A 19,666-nucleotide genomic window follows, 5' to 3' on the forward strand; every position below is an offset into this window, starting at 1 on the left:
CAATACAGAGGAGGGCTCGATGATGTATGAGTTACGGGTGCTTGATGGCCAGCGCCAGGGCGCTGCGTTGCCGTTGTTCGGTGAACAATGGAGCATCGGCGCCCAGGCAGACGCTGACTTGGTGCTGAACGATCCGGGGGTTGCCGAGCATCATGCGTTGCTGCGCTTTTCTGAGGCTAACTGGTCGGTGCAGGCCGAGGCTGAGCTGTTGTACGGGGCTTCTGGACAGGCCATGGCGCAGATCCCGGATCTGGCGTTGAACGTGCCCTTTTTAGTGGGCAGCGTAAGGTTGTGCGTCACCCTGGCGGATCACCCGTGGCCCGAGCCTGTGGCGCCGGCAGCCGCAGCGGTGCCATCGGCGGATGAACCTGCGCAGTCAATGAAGTTGTCCTCCATTGCGCCCTCGCAGCAAAAGCGCTTGATCAGCCTGGTGTTGATAATGGCGATCATCATCGCGGTAGTGGGCACGGTCTCGACCGGGGAGCATGAGGCCCAGGCTTCGCTGATGCCTGTGGTGGCTGGAAAACAGGAACTGGCCTCACCAACTGATGTGCGCCAACAGTTGGTGAAGATGCTTGGCGAGCGTGAGTTGATCCCGCGCATCGGCTTGCAGGTGATCAACGGCCAAGTCGTGCTCAGCGGGGATGTTTCCCAAGAGGATGTGGAGTTGGTGTCGCGGATGCTCAGCCGTTTTGGTGAGCAATTCGACAGTGCGGTGCCGGTGATCAGTCGTGTACGTGTGCGTGATGAGGCCTTGCCGTTCAGAATTGTGCAGATAGTGGGCGGACCGAACGGCCACGTGGTGCTGGAAGAGGGCAGCCGGCTTTTTCTGGGGGATCAGGTAGACGGCCTGCGCCTGGTGCTGATCGACAACAGCAAAGTGGTTTTTGACGGCGCGCAGCGTTATGAGGTGCTTTGGTGAGTACGCAACTGCAAGCGCGTCTCGACGCCTGGCAACAGCGCCAGGCCCAGGCGCTAAGTAGCTTTGCGCCAGTGGCGATGCGTGGTCGCATCCAGCGCGTCAATGGCATGCTGCTCCAGTGCCGACTGCCTCAGGCGCGCATCGGCGACTTGTGTCAGGTAGAAAAAGGCCCGGGTGATTTCATGCTCGCCGAAATCATCGGCTTTGATCAGCAAGATGCGGTGCTCAGTGCCCTGGGCAACCTCGAAGGCGTGCGAGTGGGCGCCGGTGTTGAGCGCCTGGGCGTTTCGCACCGAGTGCAGGTCAGCGAGGCGCTGTTGGGCCAGGTACTGGACGGTTTCGGGCGGCCGATCACGGGCCAGGGTGCCAGCGCGTTTGTGGAGTCTGAACTGCCGGACACCAGTGCGGTGCTGTGTGAAGCGCCTTTGCCCACCGACCGGCCGCGTATCAACCGCGCGCTGGCCACCGGTGTACGGTCCATTGATGGCTTGATGACGCTAGGCGAAGGCCAGCGTGTCGGTCTGTTCGCTGGAGCCGGTTGTGGCAAGACGACCTTGTTGGCCGAGATCGCCCGTAACGTCGAATGCGACGTCATCGTGTTCGGCCTGATCGGCGAGCGAGGGCGCGAACTGCGTGAGTTTCTCGACCATGAGCTGGATGAGCAACTGCGCTCTAAAGCGGTACTGGTGTGTGCCACGTCTGATCGCTCCAGCATGGAGCGCGCCCGCGCCGCGTTTACCGCCACGGCATTGGCCGAAGGCTTTCGGCGCAAGGGCCAACGCGTGCTGCTGCTGATTGACTCCCTGACCCGTTTCGCCAGGGCCCAGCGCGAAATCGGCCTGGCGGCTGGCGAACCCCTGGGGCGCGGTGGCCTGCCCCCTTCGGTGTACAGCTTGCTGCCGCGCCTGGTGGAGCGCGCCGGGTTGACCCGTGACGGTGTGATCACTGCGATCTACACGGTGCTGATCGAGCAGGACTCCATGAACGACCCGGTGGCCGATGAAGTGCGTTCGCTGCTCGACGGACATATCGTGCTGTCGCGCAAATTGGCCGAGCGCGGGCACTATCCGGCGGTGGATGTGCTGGCAAGCCTTTCTCGAATATTGAGCAACGTTGCAGAACCTGAGGATATCCGCGCAGGCACGGCGTTGCGACGTTTACTGTCGGCGTACCAACAGATCGAGCTGATGCTCAAGTTGGGGGAGTACCAGCCTGGCAGCGATGCCCTGACGGACCTGGCCGTAAACAGCCGGCAAGCGGTGGATGGTTTCCTGCGCCAGGATTTGCGTGAACCCTCGCCGATGGCCGTCACGCTGGAGCAACTCAAGGAGCTGACCACCCATGTCCCATTCTGACGTGCTGCTCGGTGAAGTGGAGACGCTTCGTCGTCTGCGCAGGCACCGGGCCGATCGGGCCGAACGTGCCCTGCGCGAGGCCAAGCGTGCGCAGCAGGCCCTGTTGGCGCATATCCAGCAGGCCCAGGATGCGCTTGAACACACTCGGCAGGAGGAGGCCCGGCAAAGTGAGCTGTTGCTCAGTCAGCACCAGGGCCAGGTCTTGACCTTGCAAGGCCTTAAATCCTGGAGTGCACAGGAGCGCTCTTTATCTGCAAACACCCAGCGTGGTGAGGGGCAGCTTGAGGCATTGCGCAACCAACGACACGAGAAAGAAAGCCGCGTTGGCAGCGCCCAGAGGCAAGCCACCGAATGCCTGCGGCAGGTGGAAAAGCTTCAGGAGCTATCCCTTTTACTGGCACAGGAGCCGATATGACCCAGGTTGCAAATAAGCCCGTTGAGCGCCCGCGTTTGCGCGAGCCGAGGGAGGAACGTGAGCCAGGCACTGTGGGTGTGGTGCCATGGGAGCAAGGGCGATTGTTTGCGCAGCTGTTTGCTCATGATGGGGAGGACGCCGGGACGGGAGCTTCCTTGTCGGGGAAAAAAGCCGTGGCCGGCATCGCCATGATCGAGGCGCTGGCCGAACAGCTGGCGCCTCGGGTGTTGGCCGGTTCGCAGTGGCCGTTGCAGGCGGTACTGTACTTGCCACGCCTGGGGCGGATAAACGCCAGTGTACGTCGAGAACAGAGCGCCTGGGCGATTGAACTGGAAGCGGAACACGATGCCACGGCGCGCTGGCTCGGTGGTGTACGGCAACAATGTGAGGACCGATTTACGCAGGCGTTGGGACTTCCAGTGAGCCTCAGCCTGCCTAACGTCGGCTGCGCGTGATAGTGCCGATACTGACATTACCTAAGCTGCGACACGACACCGTTGCCGCACGCCGTCGATTGGGGCGCGGGCTGCGCCTTGCGTTTCAGGTCGCAGGTCAGCGCGGTGAGCTGCGGCTCGAACCTGGGCGTTCTCCTACCCGGGTCGATTCTCTAGGTCTGGAGACGGCGTGTGGCGCGCTGGTGCTCGCTGAGGCGGGACCGTTGCTCAGCCTGCTCGGAGAGTGCCCGGTGCCGTTGGCGCAGTTTGGCAATGACCCGGACTCCTGGTTCTGGGACCTGTTCCATTATCACCTGAGCCCCCAGGTCAAGGCGTTGCTGGGCAGTGTGCGCCTCTTGGAGGAAGTGGACCGAGCCACGGGTTTTGGCTGTCGCCTCAGCGCAACTCTGGGCACGTCTCGGGTGGATGGTTATGTGTGGCTGGCCCCCGAAACCTTCCTGGCTTTGTGTGAGGCTGGGCCTTGGCGTGTCACGGCTGCGCCGCTGCCGGCATCGTTTGAACTGGCAATTGCCGTGACCCTTGGGCGCGTGCAGCTATCGGTTGCACAAGCACGCAGCTTGCGCGCGGGTGATGTCGTGGTGCTTGAGCAGACCTGCTTTCAAGCCCAGGGCAGCGGTTATGTACAGGTTGGCAAACAGCGGCTGCATGGTTGCATTGACGATGCCACCGGGGCGCTTTGTCTGACCTTAACTTCTATCGAGGACACATCCATGGACGAAAATTTTGCAGCCCCCCATTACGCTGGGAGTGAGGAAGATATGCCGGTGGTGGATGTCTTCGGCAGTGAGCCATTCGATGAGTTGAGCATGGCACTGAGCGTACGCTGCGGAACACTCAACCTTACGCTGGGTGAACTGCGCAACCTGGCGGCCGGCTCGGTGCTGGGTATTGCCGGTTACGGTCCCGGTATGGCTGGCCTCTATTATGGCGATCGACCTATTGCCCAAGGGCAGTTGGTGGAAGTCGACGGGCGCCTGGGCCTGCAGCTGTCCCGCGTGATGTTCGCTCGATGACAATCCAGGGGCTGGACCCTCTTGTTCTGGCAGTCTTTCTTGGGGCATTGTCATTGATGCCCATGCTGTTGGTGGTCTGTACAGCGTTTTTGAAGATCGTGATTGTGCTGATGATCACCCGCAACGCCATCGGGGTGCAGCAGGTTCCGCCTGGCATGGCCATCAACGGTATCGCACTGGCGGCAACGCTGTTCATCATGGCACCGGTAGGTTACGAGATCGCCGAGAACGTCAAGGCATCGCCCCTGGACATGAGCAACGTGCACACGTTCCTGCAGACCGGCAATGAGGCCATCCAACCCTTGCGTGCCTTCATGCTGCGCAACATCGACCCCGATGTACTGACTCATCTGCTGGAAAACACTTCGCGCCTGTGGCCTGTGAAAATGGCCCAGGAGGTGCAGCGCGAAGACTTGATTCTGCTGATTCCGGCGTTCGTACTGTCGCAGTTGCAGGCGGGGTTCGAGATCGGCTTTTTGATCTACATTCCCTTCATTGTGATTGACCTGATTGTGTCCAACCTGCTGCTGGCGCTGGGGATGCAAATGGTCTCGCCCATGACGATTTCCCTGCCGCTCAAACTGTTGTTGTTCGTGCTGGTGTCCGGCTGGTCGCGATTGCTCGACAGCCTGTTCCTTTCCTATCTCTGAGTCGCCTATGGAACCGATCGTGCTGTTCAAGCAGGGGATGTTGCTGGTGGTCGTGCTGTCGGCGCCGCCGTTGATTGTGGCGGTGGTGGTTGGTGTGCTGACGTCCCTGGTGCAAGCGCTGATGCAGATACAAGATCAGACGCTGCCCTTTGGCATCAAGCTGGTCGCCGTGGGGGTCACGTTGATCCTGACAGGGCGCTGGATTGGCGTGGAGTTGATCCAGCTGATCAACCTGACCTTTGAAATGATCGGCCGTTCGGCCCTGAACTGAGATCCTGCCTGTGCTGCTGTATCTCGATTTTCTGCCCAGCCTGGTGCTCGGTATGGCGCGTATATACCCCTGTGGCATCCTGGTGGCGGCGTTCTGTTTTCAGCATATACGCGGCATGCCTCGGCATACCTTGGTGATGGTCATGGCATTGATGCCCGCGCCGGCCATCCATGCGGCATTGCAAGGCCAGGAGCTCTCGGGGCTCATGCTCGCCGGCCTGGCGCTGAAAGAGGTGGCCCTTGGGGTGCTGCTGGGGGTGTTGTTGTCCATGCCGTTCTGGCTTTTCGAGTCGGTGGGGGCGCTGCTGGATAACCAGCGCGGCGCCTTGGCCGGTGGCCAGCTCAACCCCTCCCTGGGGCCAGACGCGACGCCGATCGGGCATCTGTTCAAGCAACTGGCGATTTTCTTGCTGATGGCTGTGCTGGGGCTGGGCGCGCTGACCCAGGTGATCTGGGACAGCTACCTGATTTGGCCGCCTACTGTGTGGTTCCCGCTCCCGGCAGAGAATGGTATGAGTCTGTTTGTCGACCTGCTGGGAGATACGTTTACGCACATGATGCTATACGCCGCTCCCTTCATCGCAGTGCTGTTGTTGCTGGAGTTCGGTGTCGCGCTGCTGGGCGTGTACAGCCAGCAGTTACAGGTGAGTACGCTGGCGCCACCGCTCAAGTGCCTGGCGGGTATCGGCATTTTGTTGTTGTACTTTGCATTACTGCAAGACCTGATCGTCGGGCGCCTGAGCCAGCTGGGCGATCTTAAGCATGTATTGGGGCTGTTGTTCCAGGGCTCGCAGCAATGAGCGACTCGGGGGAAAAGAAGCATCCCGCGTCAGCCAAGAAGCTGCGCGATCAACGTAAGAAAGGCCAGGTCGCCCAAAGCCAGGACGTGGGCAAGTTGCTGGCGCTGGCGGCCATCAGCGAGATTGCGCTGTTTACCGCCGAGACCAGCATGCAGCGCTTCCAGCAAATGATGGTGTTGCCGATGTCTCGCGTGGGCCAGCCGTTTGCACGATCGCTGGAAGAAGTACTGGTGGACGGACTGACCGTGTTTTTTTCGTTCTCCCTGCTGATGGCTACCCTGGCGATTGCCACGAAACTGATCAGCAGCTGGATGCAGTTCGGGTTGCTGTTTGCCCCAGAGACCCTGAAGCTGGATTTCAACCGCCTCAACCCCCTGAGCCAAATCAAGCAAATGTTTTCTGCCCAGTCGGTGATCAATCTGTTGATGAGCATCGCCAAGGCGTTTCTTTTAGGAATGATTGTGTACGTGGTGGTCTGGCCCTCCGTGGGGACGCTGATCAACCTGGCAAACAGTGACCTGCAAAGTTACATCCTGGCGCTGATTGCCCTGTTTCGCTATTTGCTGCACGCCTGCCTTGGGCTGTTGCTGGTACTGGCGCTTATCGACATGACTATGCAGAAGTATTTCTTTGCCAAGCGCATGCGGATGACGCAAGTCGAGGTCGTCAAAGAGTACAAGGACATGGAAGGCGACCCCCATGTGAAAGGCCAGCGCCGTCAGTTGGCGCAGCAATTGGCCCAGGAGGAGCCGAAGGTCAAACTGCCCAAGCTGGAAGAGGCTGATATGCTGGTGGTCAACCCGACGCACTTTGCGGTCGCCCTGTATTACCGTCCTGGCAAGACGCCTCTGCCCCTGCTGATCAGCAAAGGCATGGATGACGAAGCGCGAAAACTGATCGCGCGCGCGAAGGCCGCCGAAGTGCCCGTGATTCAGTGCGTGTGGTTGGCACGTACGATTTACACCAAAAAGCTGGGAGCCAGCATTCCTCGCGAAACCCTGCAGGCCGTGGCGTTGATCTATCGCACCTTGCGCGAGCTGGATGATGACGCCAAACGCGAGACGCTGGAGCTCCCGGAGCTTGAGCAGCGCTGATCAGTGACTGGATCCTGGGTCCAGGACGCTGAGACCGGCCAGCGAGAGCATCCGGCTCAGCGCCCTGTCCAGATTGCCGGGCGGTGTTGGCAGCGCATGCCAGATCACCATGGCTCCCTGGGCATCGAGGTAGACAAAACACCCGTCGAATACCAGGGCCTGCTCGAAGCGGCGCTGTAATATCCGTTGCAATTGCCCGGCTTGCAACGCTTCGCGAGCGACATGCAGGGCCAGCCCCGAATGGCTACCCGCCGTCAACGTGCACAGCTTGATACCAGGGGCGAGCAACTGGTGAGTGGCGGTGCCACTCATCAGTTCGCTCAGAAATACCTGGCGTTGATCGTCTGGCATTTCTGTCATGCTCAGCGCTCCAGCGATATTGTCTGGTAATCCGCACGCTCCCCGGACGGGCCAGGCTGGACGCGCATGTGCGAGGGCCACCAGATCACCATCTTCTGCTCGGTGGACTGCGGGCGTGAGCACGAGTCGCCTTTGCATGTTGGGGTACAAGCGCTCACGAGCAGCGCCGCGCCGATCAGGGTTACGCACAACAATTGATGTCTCATGGTCGAACCTTGTGAAAAGGAGTAATTAAGGTGGGGCGGGGCACGCTGAGGTGTTCATCCTTCACCACCGGACGCATGGCGATAAAAACCTCGGCTTCCTCTCCAGGTTTCAACCAGGCGCGTGGCCACACGGTGACGGCGAGCGTTTGCGAGTTGCTGCACTCTTTTTCATCGACGCGCACATTACGGTTGAACTGGTTGCGCATCACGACGACCGCGACGTTGTACTCAGGGCCTGCATACCATTGGCTGCGCTCGGTGTTCAGCGCCAGCAAGTCGCGGGGGCTGCACAGCGTGTTCAACCCGAGGGGCATGGGCGCCAACTTGAAGGCCTTGGGCACTTCCCCCGTCACCAGATGCGCCAACGTGCTAATGATGTCGCTACGCTTGATCTCAGGCTGGTGAGGAGCGTTGCGCCTGGCCAATGGTGCAAGAGCCGTCTGCAACTCGGCCTGGTCTGCCTGAGGCAAATAGCGGGACGGATCGGCCTGGTCGCCGATGACGCGTGGGGTGATGATGAACAGGCGTTCACGTCGATTGTTCTGCCGTTCGCTTGAAGAGAACAACGCCTTGCCCAGCAGTGGGATATCGCCCAGCAGCGGCACTTTGTTGTGCCTGTCGGCGCTTTCCGTGACGTGGAATCCGCCCACCACCATTGAGCGCTTTTCCGCCATGACCGCCTGGGTGCTGACGTTACCGCGGCGCACATCGAGGTCTTTGAGGTCACGATTGGGGCTGGACTCGTCGAACATGCCGTCCTCGATATCCACGACCAAGTGAATCTGATGGCTGCCTCGGCTGGTGATGACGCGCGGCACGACCTGTACGCTGGTACCTACGGTGACCGGCAGGATGGTTGCGTTCTGACGACCGGGTGTCAGGTACTGAGTGCGGTTGAAGTCGATCACCGCCGGTTGGTTTTCCAAGGTCAGCACGGAGGGGTTGGACACCATGGTCGCCAGCCCCTTGGCTTCCAGTGCGCGTATATCGGCATAAAAACGGTCGCGGTTTTCGATCGACAATTGTTGCGATGTGCCCGGCGCCAGGCTCGCGCCGCCACGGAAGCGGCTGTTCTGAAACCCCCAGTTCACGCCGAACTCACGCAACTGCGTGCGCTCGATATCCAGAATGATCGTATCGATTTCCACCAATTTTCGCGCCACATCGAGTTGCGCGATCAACTCGCGGTACATGGCTTGGCGCTCTGGTAGGTCATAGATCAGCACCGCGTTATTGCGAATGTCGGCTTCGACACGAATCCGGCTGGTCGGCGCCGGCGCGCGCGGGGTGAGTGTGGCGCCAATATCCATTGGCATGGGCGTGCTGTTGGTACCGAGCGTCTGCCCCAGCAACGGGTTGCTCAAGCGAGGAACATTGGGCACGAGAGGGGCGGGCTGTGAGGCGGGGCGCTGGGCCAACGCCGGGGTTGTCGCGTTGGAGCGTGGCTCCAGTAAGCCCCGCACAATGCTGGAAACACCCGCAATGGTGATCTTCTGGCCGCGGTAATCCACGTGGCGATCCGCTGCATTGGCAAACTTCAGCGGGAAACTCAGCACACTCTGTTTTTCGTCCACCGAGCGGCGTTGACTGCTGAATTGCTTGATCTGTTCGATATAGCGTCGAGGGCCCGAGACCAGCACGACGCCATCTTCGGGCAACTCACCCCAACCGAAACGGCTATCGAGCAGGCCAATATCGGTGAGGGCCTGCTTGAGGTCGGCAATGGTTTCGGAGGAGACCTCCAGGCGCGCAGACTCCTGTTGGTCCAGAGTACTGATGTAGAGCGTGTTGTTGTACAGGTACCATTGGAAGCGATGTTCTACCCCCAGGCGGTCGAGCAATGACTGCGGGGTGTTAGCGCGTATCTTGCCATTGACGATGCCCTCCAGCAGGCCCTCGATCTGCAATTGTGTACCGAAGGTCCGGGCGAAGTCTTCGAGTACGTCCTGCACAGGCTTGTGCTCGGCTTCATACGCATAGGCAGTGTTTTTCCATTCGGACGGGATGGCGGCCAGCGCGCTGTGCGTTGAAACCAGCAGCCAGGAAAACAGGAGCACGTTCCGCCACTGGGCTCTTTTGGATGAAACACCAGGCGAGTCAAGGTACAAGCGGTTGCCCTTATGGGTCTTGTTAGGCATAGACAGATCTCTGATTAATACGAGCGTGAACGCAGCGGGGTGGGTTTGAGGTTCTGGCCTGGACGAGCAAGGCGCGCAGCGATGGCGCGCCATGTATCGCGTTGGTTGAGCAGAGCCTCGAGGCAACCGAGCACGTGGGCTTCTCCACGATCGGTGTGCAGGCTTTGAATCAACCACAGCGCGCCCGTGTCAGCTTTTTGAGCCAGCGCACCCTGGAAATGGTTCAAGCTGGCGGCGCCCAGACGCATCCACTGCTCCAAGCCTGGGTGCTCTGGTGTAAGGAAACTCAGATGTGCCCCCAGTAATAAGGTGTCGCCCTGGGATCTCAGAGTGATTTCGTCATCGCCTTCAAACAACGAGAGCGGCTCTTGACGGTTTTTCCACCATTTACTGATGAGCACTTTCATTTAAGGAACGCTCTCAAATACAGTCTTGAGCAACATGTGGTGAGTTCGGTTGTGTTCCAGATACGCCATCTGGGCAGTTGTAGCCTTGACGGCCAGTTCATAGAACAAATAGGGGTCTTCGCTATTGTCAACTTCCTTGGTTGTTTGTTGGTAAGCCTTACTGGCGGTGTTGCTGTTCTTTAAAAGTTGACGCGAGAGGTCGCTATAAACATCCATGGTGGTTCCTTTTGGATTTTTGAATGTTGGAGAAATCCGATGTATTGAGACGGGTGGGGTTAGATGTCAATCCTGCGTTCTTTGTTGTGGTTGAAAAAAATATCGAGCATCGAGTGCCAACTGATACGAAAGTCTCCTTCGTCTGTTTTCAGTACGAGTGTCTGGAGCTCGAGTGCTTCGTCAGCCTGGAGTTTCCAGAACGGGCTCTTGTGATGGTCGAGATGTTGTTTTATCGCCTCTAGGTCAAGTGGGTGACAAAACAGCGTCGCTTCGATTTCCTGGACTTGGTTGGCCAGCAACTGCTTGAGCAACGCGGCCAGCCGTTGAGGGGGTACTGTCTCGTCAAGCAGACAGCGAATAGCTTGGTTGGTGATTGCTGTCGCGTAGTATTCCAGGTTGTCGCACATTGCCTGGCGATCGCGCTCCCAGCGTTTGAGTTGAGCATCTGCGCGTAGCCAGACCTCCTGCGAGGCATTTTCCAGTAGCGCTTCGCATTTCTTTTCCGCCTGCCGTATCCGCTCATCGGCCTGGGCACTGGCGCGGCTCAATAGCTCCTCGGCTTGTACCCAATTGGCAAGTTCTTCCCGGGGAATCAGGGGGTGCCGCAGCCCTGGTGCGTCCTTGAGTAACTCAATGGCGTATCGGCATAACATCGCTGGTCTCCTTACTCATTCGCGTCAAGGGGCAGGTGGTCACTTGCCAGCGTCGTAACGCGCCAGACGACGGCTTGCCATAGCGTGTTCAGTCGGTTGTTGGTGGTATCGAGCGAAAGGCTATTTTTTTCAACCTCCAGTACGCGTGCACGGGAGAAGCGCAGCCGAAGGCGTTGCCAGATAGCGGGTTCTACCCAGCTATGGAGCAACTGCAATGGCTCTGCGCCAGAGGAGAGCATGTCTGGGGGCAGCGCCTTGGAGAGACGTATGCACCACAGGTGATCGTTGTCGCTCAAAAGGCCTGGGGCTTGAGGATTGAACGTGTCGTGAACCAACGCAAGCGTCATGTTCAGTTGTTCGGTCGAAGCGAGGGCCATGTGAAGTACGGCAGGCTGGGGGCGCGCGGGCAAGCATGTCACCACACCAGTAAGCCCGCTCGGCACCAACCTGCGGCTACGATAAAGCGCGTTAATGGCTTGGTACTTGTCATCCTTCCAGTCTTCATGGGCATAGTCCCAGGGGAACGCCCACCACTGTGCCCAGGCCAGATTTTCGCGCATGGGAGGATTGGGCTCAGGCGTCATGGGCTGGGCCGACCGGTTTGCCTGCCACCGCCGGTTCTTGTACGTGGCGCCGGCGGCGATTGTTCAGGAACAGCGTGGCTGCCACAGCCGCCACCAACCCGAGCAGTGAAATGGTCACGCTGTTTCGCCAAAAACCAAGATCGCTGTTTGGCACCAGGAAGGGGCCGAAGTACGCCAGGCGCTGTTGTTCCTGATAGGCGGCGGCAGGCACGAAGATCACCGTGAGTTTCTGCGGGTTGTCCACTGCTGTCGTCATGCCCGGGATGCTGCTGGACACCATCCTTCGAACGCGCGCACGGATTTTGTCGGGATCCAGGCGTGGATCATGTTTGATGAATACTGACGCGGATGCGGGTTGGACTGGCTCGCCTGGTGCGATGCGTTCTGGCAGTACCACATGCACACGGGCAACGATAACGCCGTCAATGTTGGATAACGTGGCCTCAAGCTCCTGGGATAAGGCGTAGATGTAGCGTGCCCGTTCTTCCAGCGGCGTTGAAATGACCCCCTCCTTGCGAAAGGTATCGCCCAGCGTGGTCCGCGCCACTCGTGGTAAGCCTGCGGCCTCCAGAGTACGTACTGCGCGTCCAATGTCGGCGGCTTGCACGGCCACGACAACGCCGTCTTTGGCTGGGATTTTTTGGGCGCGAATATGTTTATCTGCCAACTCCGCTACCACTTCATTGGCTTCTTGCTCAGAAAGTTGCCGATGAAGTTCAACGCGGTCGCTGCAACCGTTTAACGTGAATACGAGTAACAGAAGCAGGGCGGCAGACAGAGATTTAATCATGTTCACTATTGCAGGTTACAAATTTTGTCGATGCATTGGCTTGTCTTGCCAACGCTCTTTACCAACAGTTGGGTCGTGAGTGCCACATTAGAGAGTTCGCGCGGGTATTCTCTGAATGCGTCAGCATCCATGCCTTTACTTGACGATTTCAGCGCACGTGCGAGGCGGTCTTTCATATCTGCGATATGTTTTGATGGTTCCGTGAGCAGGGTCAAACCAGCAGGGATGGCGGCGGTAGGCCTGATGGCTGTCGGGCCATCGAGCATTGACGTGAAAAAACTCGCATCCGCACTAGGTGCTGAAGTGTGCGGTATGACATCCGTGCCATTGCGGGGGGTATTCAGCGTTGAAAATTCAAATTTTTCTATCTGCATATAGGGCCTGCGGTGAGAGTGTTTGAAGCAGGTTCTTGAAAATGGCAGATGCTGCATTGACTACTTGAGTTCATATGACACCCTCCCCGGCTAATGAGCCGGGGAGGTGGTCCTGTTACGAACGAATTTCTTTAGCCGCGGTATACAAGCCCGCGATCAGCCTTGCCTTCATGGTTTCTGCGAAAGTTTTCTCGGCGACTGCTTCTGCGCGTGCAGCCGCAGAGCTACTACCGCCACCATCTCCCGCCGTTTTGGCGATGTCCTCCATGGCTTTGGTGTATATGGTTGCGTTCGAGTTGACACCGGATATACCACTCATAATAAGACTCCCGTTTCGATATTTTGAAAGTTGACTCATTTGTCGCGAGCCACTACCCGCTGAAGTCTGGAACTTTTTGTAACTTGAGCCAGGCTTTGAATACGTGGTTCACGGGGCTCAATCGTTCCAAATATGTCTGTAACAAGATTTTTTATGGTCGGCTTTTCGGAGGCTGGATGCTTAAGTTTTACTGAGTGTTTAGGCGCGCCCTGTGTCATCACGTCAGTGATATGCCCAGTTGTTTCATCCTGTAGTACAGCGTGCGCTTTGCGAGCCCCAATTCGACCGCGACGGTGTCCACACAATGTTGGTGGCGGTACATTGACTCCTCAATCAGCGCTTTTTCAATTTGTTGAAGACGTGCTTTCAGGCTCATCTGCGTAGGTTGTTTGCTGCATGCAGGCATCGAGAGCGGCGGCAAGCCCAGTACGAACCGTTTCGCCGTCGAGCGTAGCTCCCGCACATTACCCCGCCAGGAGTGGCAGAGCAGCTCATGCAACAGGCCGTCAGACGGCGTTGGCGGAGTACATTTGAACTGGTCCGCCTCTTCCTGAATCATTTGCCGAAACAACGGGATGATCCGTTCGCGCCGATCTCGCAGGGCCGGGAGTTCAATGCTCACGACATTCAGTCGAAAGTAGAGATCACGCCTGAAGGCACCTTGTTCGACCATGATTTGTAGAGATTGCTGGGCCGATGCAATGACGCGCATGTCCACGGAAATCAACCGAGTCGAGCCAAGGCGCTCCACCCCACGGCACTCCAGCACACGCAGCAGCTTGGCTTGCAGGCTCAAGGGCATGCTGTCGATTTCATCGAGGTACAGGGTGCCCAGGTGGGCTGCCTCGACGAAGCCAGCCCTTGATTGTATTGCCCCGGTATAGGCACCGCTGTTGACACCGAACAACTGGCTTTCCGCAAGGCTTTCCGGGATGGCCGCACAGTTCACGGCAACAAAATTACCTCGTCGGCCCGATAAGCGATGAATCCGTTGTGCAAGCGTATCTTTGCCGGTACCCGTCTCTCCTAACAGCAGGATATCAACGTTAAGCGCGGCGGTGTTATTAAGCGTGGTTTCAAGTTCCTGACCCTCGATGAGTGAAACGTCTGTTTTATTATCCTTCTGGACGTAGGCCGACATCGATTGATACTCCCTGTTCGCTATGACTTCACTGTTGGAAGACGGTGTGAAAGCGCCAGCTCAGTAGAGCGCAGATTATAAAAGTTGTCACCCGGTGCAGGGGTAGTTATAGGCCGGAATACTGTAGGAAAATGATTGTAAGTTTGGATTTTAAAAGGTTTTGGTTTTGTGGGTGTAATGTGTTGGGAGGTAAATAGGAAGTTTCTGAGAGGTCGGAGTGTTTTGAGGTAAGTTAGCGGTGGTTTATTAAGCGTGCGGCCACAAAAAAGCCGATGCAATGCATCGGCTTTTAGTCTGGAACTAAGTTTACAGGTGGCGATTACACATTAAAGCGGAAGTGCATCACATCGCCGTCTTTAACAATGTAGTCCTTGCCTTCCAGGCGCCATTTACCGGCTTCCTTGGCACCGGCTTCACCCTTGAACTGGATGAAGTCGTTGTAGGCGATCACTTCGGCGCGGATGAAGCCTTTTTCGAAGTCAGTGTGGATCACGCCGGCGGCCTGTGGCGCAGTGGCACCAACCTTGACGGTCCAGGCGCGGACTTCTTCGACACCGGCGGTGAAGTAGGTCTGCAGGTTGAGCATTTCGTAGCCGGCGCGGATCACACGGTTCAGGCCAGGCTCTTCCAGGCCCAGGGCCTCGAGGAACATGTCCTTTTCTTCGCCGTCATCGAGCTCGGCGATTTCCGCTTCGATCTTGTTGCACACCGGAACAACGATGGCGCCTTCTTCGTCGGCAATGGCCTTGACCACGTCGAGCAGCGGGTTGTTCTCGAAGCCGTCTTCGGCAACGTTGGCGATGTACATCACAGGCTTGGTGGTCAGCAGGTGGAAGCCCTTGATCACGGCCTTCTCGTCTGCGCCCATGTTCTTCATCAGGCTGCGCGCTGGCTTGCCTTCGGTGAAGTGCGCGATCAGTTGCTCCAGCAGGCCCTTCTGGACCACTGCATCCTTGTCGCCGCCCTTGGCGTTACGCGCGACTTTCTGCAGTTGCTTCTCGCAGCTGTCGAGGTCGGCGAAGATCAGTTCCAGGTCGATGATCTCGATGTCGCGTTTCGGGTCGACGCTGTTGGAGACGTGAATCACGTTCTCGTCTTCAAAGCAGCGGACCACATGGGCGATGGCATCGGTTTCGCGGATGTTGGCCAGGAACTTGTTGCCCAGGCCTTCACCTTTCGAGGCGCCGGCGACGAGGCCTGCGATGTCGACGAACTCCATGGTGGTCGGCAGGATGCGCTTGGGATTGACGATGGCCGACAGTGCGTCAAGACGCGGGTCCGGCATCGGCACAATGCCGCTGTTGGGTTCGATGGTGCAGAAGGGGAAGTTCTCCGCCGCAATACCGGACTTGGTCAGGGCGTTGAACAGGGTGGATTTGCCGACGTTGGGCAGGCCGACGATGCCGCAATTGAATCCCATGGTGTTTCCCCTCGGTAAGAGTCAGGCCTTCTGGCTGTGCAGGTTTTTCATCGCACGGTTCCATTCACCGGCGAAGATATCCGGCAGCACGCCGAGGGCAAAATCGATGCTGGCATCGAGTTTTTCCTGTTCGGCGCGTGGCGCACGACCCAGGACGAAATTTGAAACCATACTGGCAACGCCTGGGTGGCCAATGCCGAGCCGCAGACGGTAAAAATTATTCTGATTGCCCAACTGCGCGATGATGTCGCGCAGGCCATTGTGCCCACCATGCCCGCCGCCGAGCTTGAGCTTGGCTACGCCGGGTGGCAGGTCCAGTTCGTCATGGGCCACCAGGATTTCTTCGGGTTTGATCCGGAAGAAGCCCGCAAGCGCCGCGACAGCCTGGCCGCTGCGGTTCATGTAGGTGGTGGGAATCAGTAGACGAACATCCTGACCCTGGTGCGAGAAGCGCCCGGTCAGGCCAAAATATTTGCGATCGGCCACCAGATTGATGCCTTGGGCGTGGGCGATACGCTCAACAAAAAGGGCCCCCGCGTTATGCCGGGTCTGTTCGTATTCGGCGCCTGGATTTCCCAGGCCAACGATCAGTTTGATGGCAGTCACGACAGGGGCCCTTCCTTTGGAGTTGTGGATAACATCGCCGTACCCGTGTGCGGCGAAAGTGGACGACACTACATCATTTACTCAAGAGTAAACGCCGCGTTATCGCCCGCTTTCTCGCTACGTTTCGGTCCGCGATGTTTCCTCAAGCTCCGGCAATACAGAGTGAATTACTCTGCAGCGCCTTCTTCAGCTTCTTCTGGAGCAACGCGTGGAGCGTGAACGTTGGCAACCGCTTTGTCATCACCGTGAGCCAGTGCGACAAACTCAACGCCTTTAGGAGCCTTGAGGTCGGACAGGTGAACGATGGCGCCGATTTCCAGAGCCGACAGGTCGACTTCGATGAACTCAGGCAGGTCTTTCGGCAGGCAGGTCACTTCGATTTCGTTCAGGACGTGAGAGATCTCGCCGCCTTTCTTGACCGGAGCTTCTTCACCCACAAAGTGCACAGGCACGATGGCGGTCAGTTTCTGGCCAGCTACAACGCGAACGAAGTCAGCGTGCATGATGAACTGCTTGGAAGGGTGACGCTGCATCGCTTTAACGATGACGTTCTGCTTGGCGCCGTCGATGTTCAGCTCGATAACGTGGCTGTAGGCAGCTTCGTTTTCGAACAGCTTGGCGATTTCCTTGGCCAGGATGGTCACGGATTCAGCAGGCTTGTTACCACCGTAGACAACGGCTGGGATGTTGGCGGCGTGACGCAGGCGGCGGCTCGCACCTTTCCCCAGGTCAGTACGCGCTTGGGCGTTCAGAGTAAATTCGTTCATGTTGTATCTCCAAAATAGCCATCATCGAGGGGCGTTTGCGACCAGCGCCGAACTCGATATGGGCAAAAAAGCCCCGCCCCAGCGGAATGCTGGGGCGGGGCGCTTTTCGTCAGTGAGGTGATCCGTTGGTTTGACCCTTAACGGAACATCGCGCTGATCGATTCTTCATTGCTGATGCGGCGAACCGCTTCGGCAACGACCGGTGCAATATCCAGTTGGCGGATACGTGCACAGGCTTGAGCTGCGGCGGACAACGGGATGGTGTTGGTCACCACCAGTTCGTCCAGCACGGAGTTCTCGATGTTCTCGATCGCTCGGCCCGACAGCACAGGGTGTGTGCAGTAGGCGAAGACTTTTGCCGCACCGTGCTCTTTCAAGGCTTTCGCCGCGTGGCACAGGGTGCCGGCGGTGTCGACCATGTCATCAACCAGAATACAGGTACGCCCTTCGACATCACCGATGATATGCATCACTTCAGAGTGATTGGCTTTCTCACGGCGTTTGTCGATGATCCCGAGGTCCACGCCCAGGGATTTGGCAACAGCCCGTGCACGCACGACGCCACCAATGTCCGGGGACACGATCATCAGGTTTTCAAAGCGCTGGTCTTCGATGTCATCCACCAGAACGGGGGAGCCGTAGATGTTATCTACCGGAATATCGAAGAACCCCTGGATTTGGTCAGCGTGCAGGTCAACCGTGAGCACACGGTCGATACCTACCACGGTCAGCATGTCAGCAACGACTTTCGCGCTGATAGCCACACGTGCGGAACGCGGACGGCGATCCTGACGGGCATAACCAAAGTAAGGGATTACAGCTGTGATTCGAGTCGCTGAGGAGCGGCGGAAGGCATCAGCCATCACGACGAGTTCCATCAGGTTATCGTTGGTCGGAGCGCAGGTCGGCTGAATAATGAAGACGTCTTTACCGCGGACATTTTCATTGATCTCGGCTGTAATTTCACCGTCGGAGAATTTACCGACAGAGATGTCACCGAGAGGGATATGCAGCTGACGTACGACACGTCGAGCCAGATCGGGGTTGGCATTCCCCGTAAAGACCATCATCTTGGACACGCGCAGTACCTAGAGGCTGAGGGTAACCTGGATGAGTATTAGAAAATGGCAGGGGCGGCTGGATTCGAACCAACGCATGGCAGGATCAAAACCTGCTGCCTTACCGCTTGGCGACGCCCCTGTATCTGTTGCAACGAGTGCCTAACACTCGGTTCCTTTTAGAGCAGACTTTGCAGCTTGCGATGCAACATCGAAACGTTGCTTCCCTTTGCTACAAACCCTGTAAGGGTCTCTGTAAGAAGGGCCGAGACTTTATCAGCTTCAGCTTTGCTTGGGAAGCCCCCAAACACACAACTTCCAGTTCCGGTTAATTTTGCTTCGGTAAATTTACCTAACAAATTCAAAGCGTTACGTACCTCTGGATAACGCCTTGCTACAACCGGTAAGCAGTCATTTCGACTGTTTCCCTTGGGAACGGGGCGCACTTTAATGGGAGAAGAGTTACGTGTCAACAACGGATCTGAAAAAATTTCTGCTGTACTTACAGATACTTGCGGCACCAGCACGACATACCAAGGTTCTTCGGGCTCTACAGGGGTGAGTTTCTCCCCAACGCCTTCAGCAAATGCGGCGTGCCCCCGCACGAAAACCGGGACGTCGGCGCCCAGCGTAAGGCCCAGCGCAGCAAGGCGGTCATGGTCCCAGCCCAGTTGCCATAGGTGATTGAGGCCCAGCAAGGTGGTGGCGGCATTTGAGCTGCCACCACCGATACCACCGCCCATGGGCAGGATTTTGTCGATCCAGATATCGATGCCGAGTGTGCAGCCAGAGTGTTCCTGAAGTTTTTTTGCCGCCCGCACAATCAGATTGCTGTCGTGGGGCACGCCGTCGAATTCGGTGTGCAGCTGGATCACGCCATCGTCACGCACCGCAAAGGTCAGCTCATCGCCGTAGTCGAGAAATTGAAACAGCGTCTGCAATTCGTGATAGCCATCTTCACGGCGACCAAGGATGTGCAGCATCAGGTTGAGCTTGGCCGGGGAGGGCAGGGTCAATTTTTGTGCGGACACGTTATTGCCCCAGCTTGCGCGGTTGCCAGTCCTTGATCACCAGTGTGACGTCAAGGTCGGTGCCATGCAGCTTGATACGTTCTGGAAGCCAGTAGCCGCCTTGTTCCACATAGCTCAAATATTCGACCTGCCAGCCATCCTGCTCCAGGGTGGCGAGGCGGCTGTCGCCATTGAGGCTCAGACGGCTCTTGCTGTCCGGCGCCGGCAGGCCGCGCACCCACCAGACCAGATGCGAGACGGGCAACTTCCAGCCGATCTGCTGCTCTAGCAGTTCTTCCGGGGAGGTTGCCTCGTAGCGGCCCTGGTTGGCCACTTCCAGGCTCACTTGCCCCGGCCGGCCAGTCAGGCGGGCTGCGCCACGGCCCAGGGGGCCCGAGAGGCGAATGTCGTAATAGTCCTGGCGTTGCAGCCAGAACAGGGTGCCGCTGCCGGAGTCTTTCGGCGCGCGCACCCCGACCTTGCCCTCGATCTGCCAGCCATCAATGCTGCTGAGCTGGTCCTTGTGTTGTTTCCATTGGGCCGGGTTGCCCTGGCCTTCAACGGATTCACGGCTGCCGATACCCGCGCAACCGGCGAGCAGGGCGATGAAGCTGAAAACAATAACGTGGCGCAAGAACATAAA

Annotated in this window: 26 protein-coding genes and 1 tRNA gene; 9 read left to right on the top strand and 18 right to left on the bottom strand. The window is 58.0% G+C overall.

Annotated features, from left to right (window positions below):
- Window positions 1–22: 22 nt before the first annotated feature.
- From A7K61_RS15640 to sctU, 9 genes are read left to right on the top strand one after another with little or no spacing between them, the layout of a single operon-like run.
- Window positions 23–922, top strand: a complete 900-nt coding sequence (locus A7K61_RS15640) for an FHA domain-containing protein (protein ID WP_069557903.1) — start codon at window positions 23–25, stop codon at window positions 920–922.
- A complete protein-coding gene (locus A7K61_RS15645; protein WP_044271367.1) occupies window positions 919–2,277 on the top strand; it encodes a FliI/YscN family ATPase in 1,359 nt (452 codons plus the stop codon). The genes A7K61_RS15640 and A7K61_RS15645 overlap by 4 nt, the downstream gene beginning before the upstream one ends.
- A complete protein-coding gene (locus tag A7K61_RS15650) occupies window positions 2,264–2,692 on the top strand; it encodes a YscO family type III secretion system apparatus protein (RefSeq protein ID WP_047712534.1) in 429 nt (142 codons plus the stop codon). The genes A7K61_RS15645 and A7K61_RS15650 overlap by 14 nt, the downstream gene beginning before the upstream one ends.
- Complete coding sequence (locus A7K61_RS15655; RefSeq protein WP_047712535.1) at window positions 2,689–3,147, top strand: type III secretion system HrpP C-terminal domain-containing protein; 459 nt, start codon at window positions 2,689–2,691, stop codon at window positions 3,145–3,147. The genes A7K61_RS15650 and A7K61_RS15655 overlap by 4 nt, the downstream gene beginning before the upstream one ends.
- Window positions 3,144–4,160, top strand: a complete 1,017-nt coding sequence (locus A7K61_RS15660) for a FliM/FliN family flagellar motor switch protein (protein ID WP_047712536.1) — start codon at window positions 3,144–3,146, stop codon at window positions 4,158–4,160. Before A7K61_RS15655 ends, A7K61_RS15660 begins: the two co-directional genes overlap by 4 nt.
- On the top strand, window positions 4,157–4,810 hold the full coding sequence (gene sctR / locus A7K61_RS15665) for a type III secretion system export apparatus subunit SctR (protein ID WP_044271371.1): 654 nt from the start codon (window positions 4,157–4,159) through the stop codon (window positions 4,808–4,810). The genes A7K61_RS15660 and sctR overlap by 4 nt, the downstream gene beginning before the upstream one ends.
- A 7-nt stretch (window positions 4,811–4,817) precedes the next feature.
- On the top strand, window positions 4,818–5,081 hold the full coding sequence (gene sctS, locus A7K61_RS15670) for a type III secretion system export apparatus subunit SctS (RefSeq protein WP_014716816.1): 264 nt from the start codon (window positions 4,818–4,820) through the stop codon (window positions 5,079–5,081).
- A gap of 10 nt (window positions 5,082–5,091) precedes the next feature.
- Complete coding sequence (gene sctT / locus A7K61_RS15675) at window positions 5,092–5,880, top strand: type III secretion system export apparatus subunit SctT (protein WP_069557891.1); 789 nt, start codon at window positions 5,092–5,094, stop codon at window positions 5,878–5,880.
- A complete protein-coding gene (sctU, locus tag A7K61_RS15680) occupies window positions 5,877–6,974 on the top strand; it encodes a type III secretion system export apparatus subunit SctU (protein WP_047712537.1) in 1,098 nt (365 codons plus the stop codon). Before sctT ends, sctU begins: the two co-directional genes overlap by 4 nt.
- On the opposite strand, the gene A7K61_RS15685 is transcribed toward sctU, so the two are convergent.
- The 18 genes from A7K61_RS15685 to lolB form a co-directional block, all read right to left on the bottom strand.
- Window positions 6,975–7,325 (bottom strand): hypothetical protein, encoded by a 351-nt coding sequence (locus A7K61_RS15685; RefSeq protein WP_044271439.1) that lies wholly within the window; start codon window positions 7,323–7,325, stop codon window positions 6,975–6,977.
- 11 nt (window positions 7,326–7,336) lie between these two features.
- On the bottom strand, window positions 7,337–7,540 hold the full coding sequence (gene hrpT / locus A7K61_RS33765) for an HrpT family type III secretion system protein (RefSeq protein WP_044271377.1): 204 nt from the start codon (window positions 7,538–7,540) through the stop codon (window positions 7,337–7,339).
- A complete protein-coding gene (gene sctC, locus A7K61_RS15695) occupies window positions 7,537–9,678 on the bottom strand; it encodes a type III secretion system outer membrane ring subunit SctC (protein WP_069557892.1) in 2,142 nt (713 codons plus the stop codon). Before sctC ends, hrpT begins: the two co-directional genes overlap by 4 nt.
- 14 nt (window positions 9,679–9,692) lie before the next feature.
- Window positions 9,693–10,085 carry a type III secretion protein gene (locus A7K61_RS15700; protein ID WP_069557893.1) on the bottom strand — a complete coding sequence of 131 codons (393 nt, stop codon included), beginning with the start codon at window positions 10,083–10,085 and terminating at the stop codon, window positions 9,693–9,695.
- A complete protein-coding gene (locus A7K61_RS15705; protein ID WP_044271382.1) occupies window positions 10,086–10,301 on the bottom strand; it encodes a hypothetical protein in 216 nt (71 codons plus the stop codon).
- Window positions 10,302–10,360: 59 nt separating this feature from the next.
- The gene (gene sctL, locus A7K61_RS15710) at window positions 10,361–10,954 is read right to left on the bottom strand and encodes a type III secretion system stator protein SctL (protein WP_069557894.1); all 594 of its coding nucleotides are present in this window, start codon (window positions 10,952–10,954) and stop codon (window positions 10,361–10,363) included.
- Between the two features lie 11 nt (window positions 10,955–10,965).
- Window positions 10,966–11,514: a hypothetical protein gene (locus tag A7K61_RS15715; RefSeq protein WP_047712540.1), complete on the bottom strand. Its 549-nt coding sequence runs from the start codon at window positions 11,512–11,514 to the stop codon at window positions 10,966–10,968.
- A 13-nt stretch (window positions 11,515–11,527) separates the two neighbouring features.
- A complete protein-coding gene (sctJ, locus tag A7K61_RS15720) occupies window positions 11,528–12,328 on the bottom strand; it encodes a type III secretion system inner membrane ring lipoprotein SctJ (RefSeq protein ID WP_044271387.1) in 801 nt (266 codons plus the stop codon).
- 5 nt (window positions 12,329–12,333) lie between these two features.
- Entirely contained in the window at window positions 12,334–12,702 is a 369-nt protein-coding gene (locus A7K61_RS33770; protein WP_047712541.1) for an EscI/YscI/HrpB family type III secretion system inner rod protein, read from the bottom strand.
- A gap of 115 nt (window positions 12,703–12,817) precedes the next feature.
- Window positions 12,818–13,021 carry a hypothetical protein gene (locus A7K61_RS15730; RefSeq protein WP_044271389.1) on the bottom strand — a complete coding sequence of 68 codons (204 nt, stop codon included), beginning with the start codon at window positions 13,019–13,021 and terminating at the stop codon, window positions 12,818–12,820.
- 217 nt (window positions 13,022–13,238) lie between these two features.
- Entirely contained in the window at window positions 13,239–14,162 is a 924-nt protein-coding gene (locus A7K61_RS15735) for a sigma 54-interacting transcriptional regulator (RefSeq protein WP_047712543.1), read from the bottom strand.
- Window positions 14,163–14,481: 319 nt separating this feature from the next.
- Window positions 14,482–15,582, bottom strand: a complete 1,101-nt coding sequence (gene ychF / locus A7K61_RS15740; RefSeq protein ID WP_032893664.1) for a redox-regulated ATPase YchF — start codon at window positions 15,580–15,582, stop codon at window positions 14,482–14,484.
- A 21-nt stretch (window positions 15,583–15,603) separates the two neighbouring features.
- Complete coding sequence (gene pth / locus A7K61_RS15745) at window positions 15,604–16,188, bottom strand: aminoacyl-tRNA hydrolase (RefSeq protein ID WP_003188350.1); 585 nt, start codon at window positions 16,186–16,188, stop codon at window positions 15,604–15,606.
- Between the two features lie 167 nt (window positions 16,189–16,355).
- A complete protein-coding gene (locus tag A7K61_RS15750) occupies window positions 16,356–16,955 on the bottom strand; it encodes a 50S ribosomal protein L25/general stress protein Ctc (RefSeq protein WP_069557895.1) in 600 nt (199 codons plus the stop codon).
- Between the two features lie 137 nt (window positions 16,956–17,092).
- Entirely contained in the window at window positions 17,093–18,034 is a 942-nt protein-coding gene (locus A7K61_RS15755) for a ribose-phosphate pyrophosphokinase (RefSeq protein WP_003171603.1), read from the bottom strand.
- A gap of 46 nt (window positions 18,035–18,080) precedes the next feature.
- Window positions 18,081–18,155 (bottom strand) — tRNA-Gln (locus A7K61_RS15760).
- 37 nt (window positions 18,156–18,192) lie between these two features.
- On the bottom strand, window positions 18,193–18,996 hold the full coding sequence (gene ispE, locus A7K61_RS15765; RefSeq protein ID WP_153475606.1) for a 4-(cytidine 5'-diphospho)-2-C-methyl-D-erythritol kinase: 804 nt from the start codon (window positions 18,994–18,996) through the stop codon (window positions 18,193–18,195).
- A gap of 49 nt (window positions 18,997–19,045) precedes the next feature.
- A complete protein-coding gene (lolB, locus tag A7K61_RS15770) occupies window positions 19,046–19,663 on the bottom strand; it encodes a lipoprotein insertase outer membrane protein LolB (RefSeq protein WP_044271399.1) in 618 nt (205 codons plus the stop codon).
- Window positions 19,664–19,666: the final 3 nt, after the last annotated feature.

This window comes from Pseudomonas sp. AP42, assembly GCF_001728935.1.
Taxonomy (GTDB): Bacteria; Pseudomonadota; Gammaproteobacteria; order Pseudomonadales; family Pseudomonadaceae; genus Aquipseudomonas; species Aquipseudomonas lactis.

Bases quoted from the DNA above. Each gene is read 5' to 3' on its own strand.
- A7K61_RS15640 (WP_069557903.1), top strand. From the start codon at position 23: ATGTATGAGTTACGGGTGCTTGATGGCCAGCGCCAGGGCGCTGCGTTG.
- A7K61_RS15650 (WP_047712534.1), top strand. From the start codon at position 2,264: ATGTCCCATTCTGACGTGCTGCTCGGTGAAGTGGAGACGCTTCGTCGT.
- A7K61_RS15655 (WP_047712535.1), top strand. From the start codon at position 2,689: ATGACCCAGGTTGCAAATAAGCCCGTTGAGCGCCCGCGTTTGCGCGAG.
- sctR (WP_044271371.1), top strand. From the start codon at position 4,157: ATGACAATCCAGGGGCTGGACCCTCTTGTTCTGGCAGTCTTTCTTGGG.
- sctS (WP_014716816.1), top strand. From the start codon at position 4,818: ATGGAACCGATCGTGCTGTTCAAGCAGGGGATGTTGCTGGTGGTCGTG.
- sctU (WP_047712537.1), top strand. From the start codon at position 5,877: ATGAGCGACTCGGGGGAAAAGAAGCATCCCGCGTCAGCCAAGAAGCTG.
- A7K61_RS15685 (WP_044271439.1), bottom strand. From the start codon at position 7,325: ATGCCAGACGATCAACGCCAGGTATTTCTGAGCGAACTGATGAGTGGC.
- hrpT (WP_044271377.1), bottom strand. From the start codon at position 7,540: ATGAGACATCAATTGTTGTGCGTAACCCTGATCGGCGCGGCGCTGCTC.
- sctC (WP_069557892.1), bottom strand. From the start codon at position 9,678: ATGCCTAACAAGACCCATAAGGGCAACCGCTTGTACCTTGACTCGCCT.
- A7K61_RS15700 (WP_069557893.1), bottom strand. From the start codon at position 10,085: ATGAAAGTGCTCATCAGTAAATGGTGGAAAAACCGTCAAGAGCCGCTC.
- A7K61_RS15705 (WP_044271382.1), bottom strand. From the start codon at position 10,301: ATGGATGTTTATAGCGACCTCTCGCGTCAACTTTTAAAGAACAGCAAC.
- sctL (WP_069557894.1), bottom strand. From the start codon at position 10,954: ATGTTATGCCGATACGCCATTGAGTTACTCAAGGACGCACCAGGGCTG.
- A7K61_RS15715 (WP_047712540.1), bottom strand. From the start codon at position 11,514: ATGCGCGAAAATCTGGCCTGGGCACAGTGGTGGGCGTTCCCCTGGGAC.
- sctJ (WP_044271387.1), bottom strand. From the start codon at position 12,328: ATGATTAAATCTCTGTCTGCCGCCCTGCTTCTGTTACTCGTATTCACG.
- A7K61_RS33770 (WP_047712541.1), bottom strand. From the start codon at position 12,702: ATGCAGATAGAAAAATTTGAATTTTCAACGCTGAATACCCCCCGCAAT.
- A7K61_RS15730 (WP_044271389.1), bottom strand. From the start codon at position 13,021: ATGAGTGGTATATCCGGTGTCAACTCGAACGCAACCATATACACCAAA.
- A7K61_RS15735 (WP_047712543.1), bottom strand. From the start codon at position 14,162: ATGTCGGCCTACGTCCAGAAGGATAATAAAACAGACGTTTCACTCATC.
- ychF (WP_032893664.1), bottom strand. From the start codon at position 15,582: ATGGGATTCAATTGCGGCATCGTCGGCCTGCCCAACGTCGGCAAATCC.
- A7K61_RS15750 (WP_069557895.1), bottom strand. From the start codon at position 16,955: ATGAACGAATTTACTCTGAACGCCCAAGCGCGTACTGACCTGGGGAAA.
- ispE (WP_153475606.1), bottom strand. From the start codon at position 18,996: ATGCTGCACATCCTTGGTCGCCGTGAAGATGGCTATCACGAATTGCAG.
- lolB (WP_044271399.1), bottom strand. From the start codon at position 19,663: ATGTTCTTGCGCCACGTTATTGTTTTCAGCTTCATCGCCCTGCTCGCC.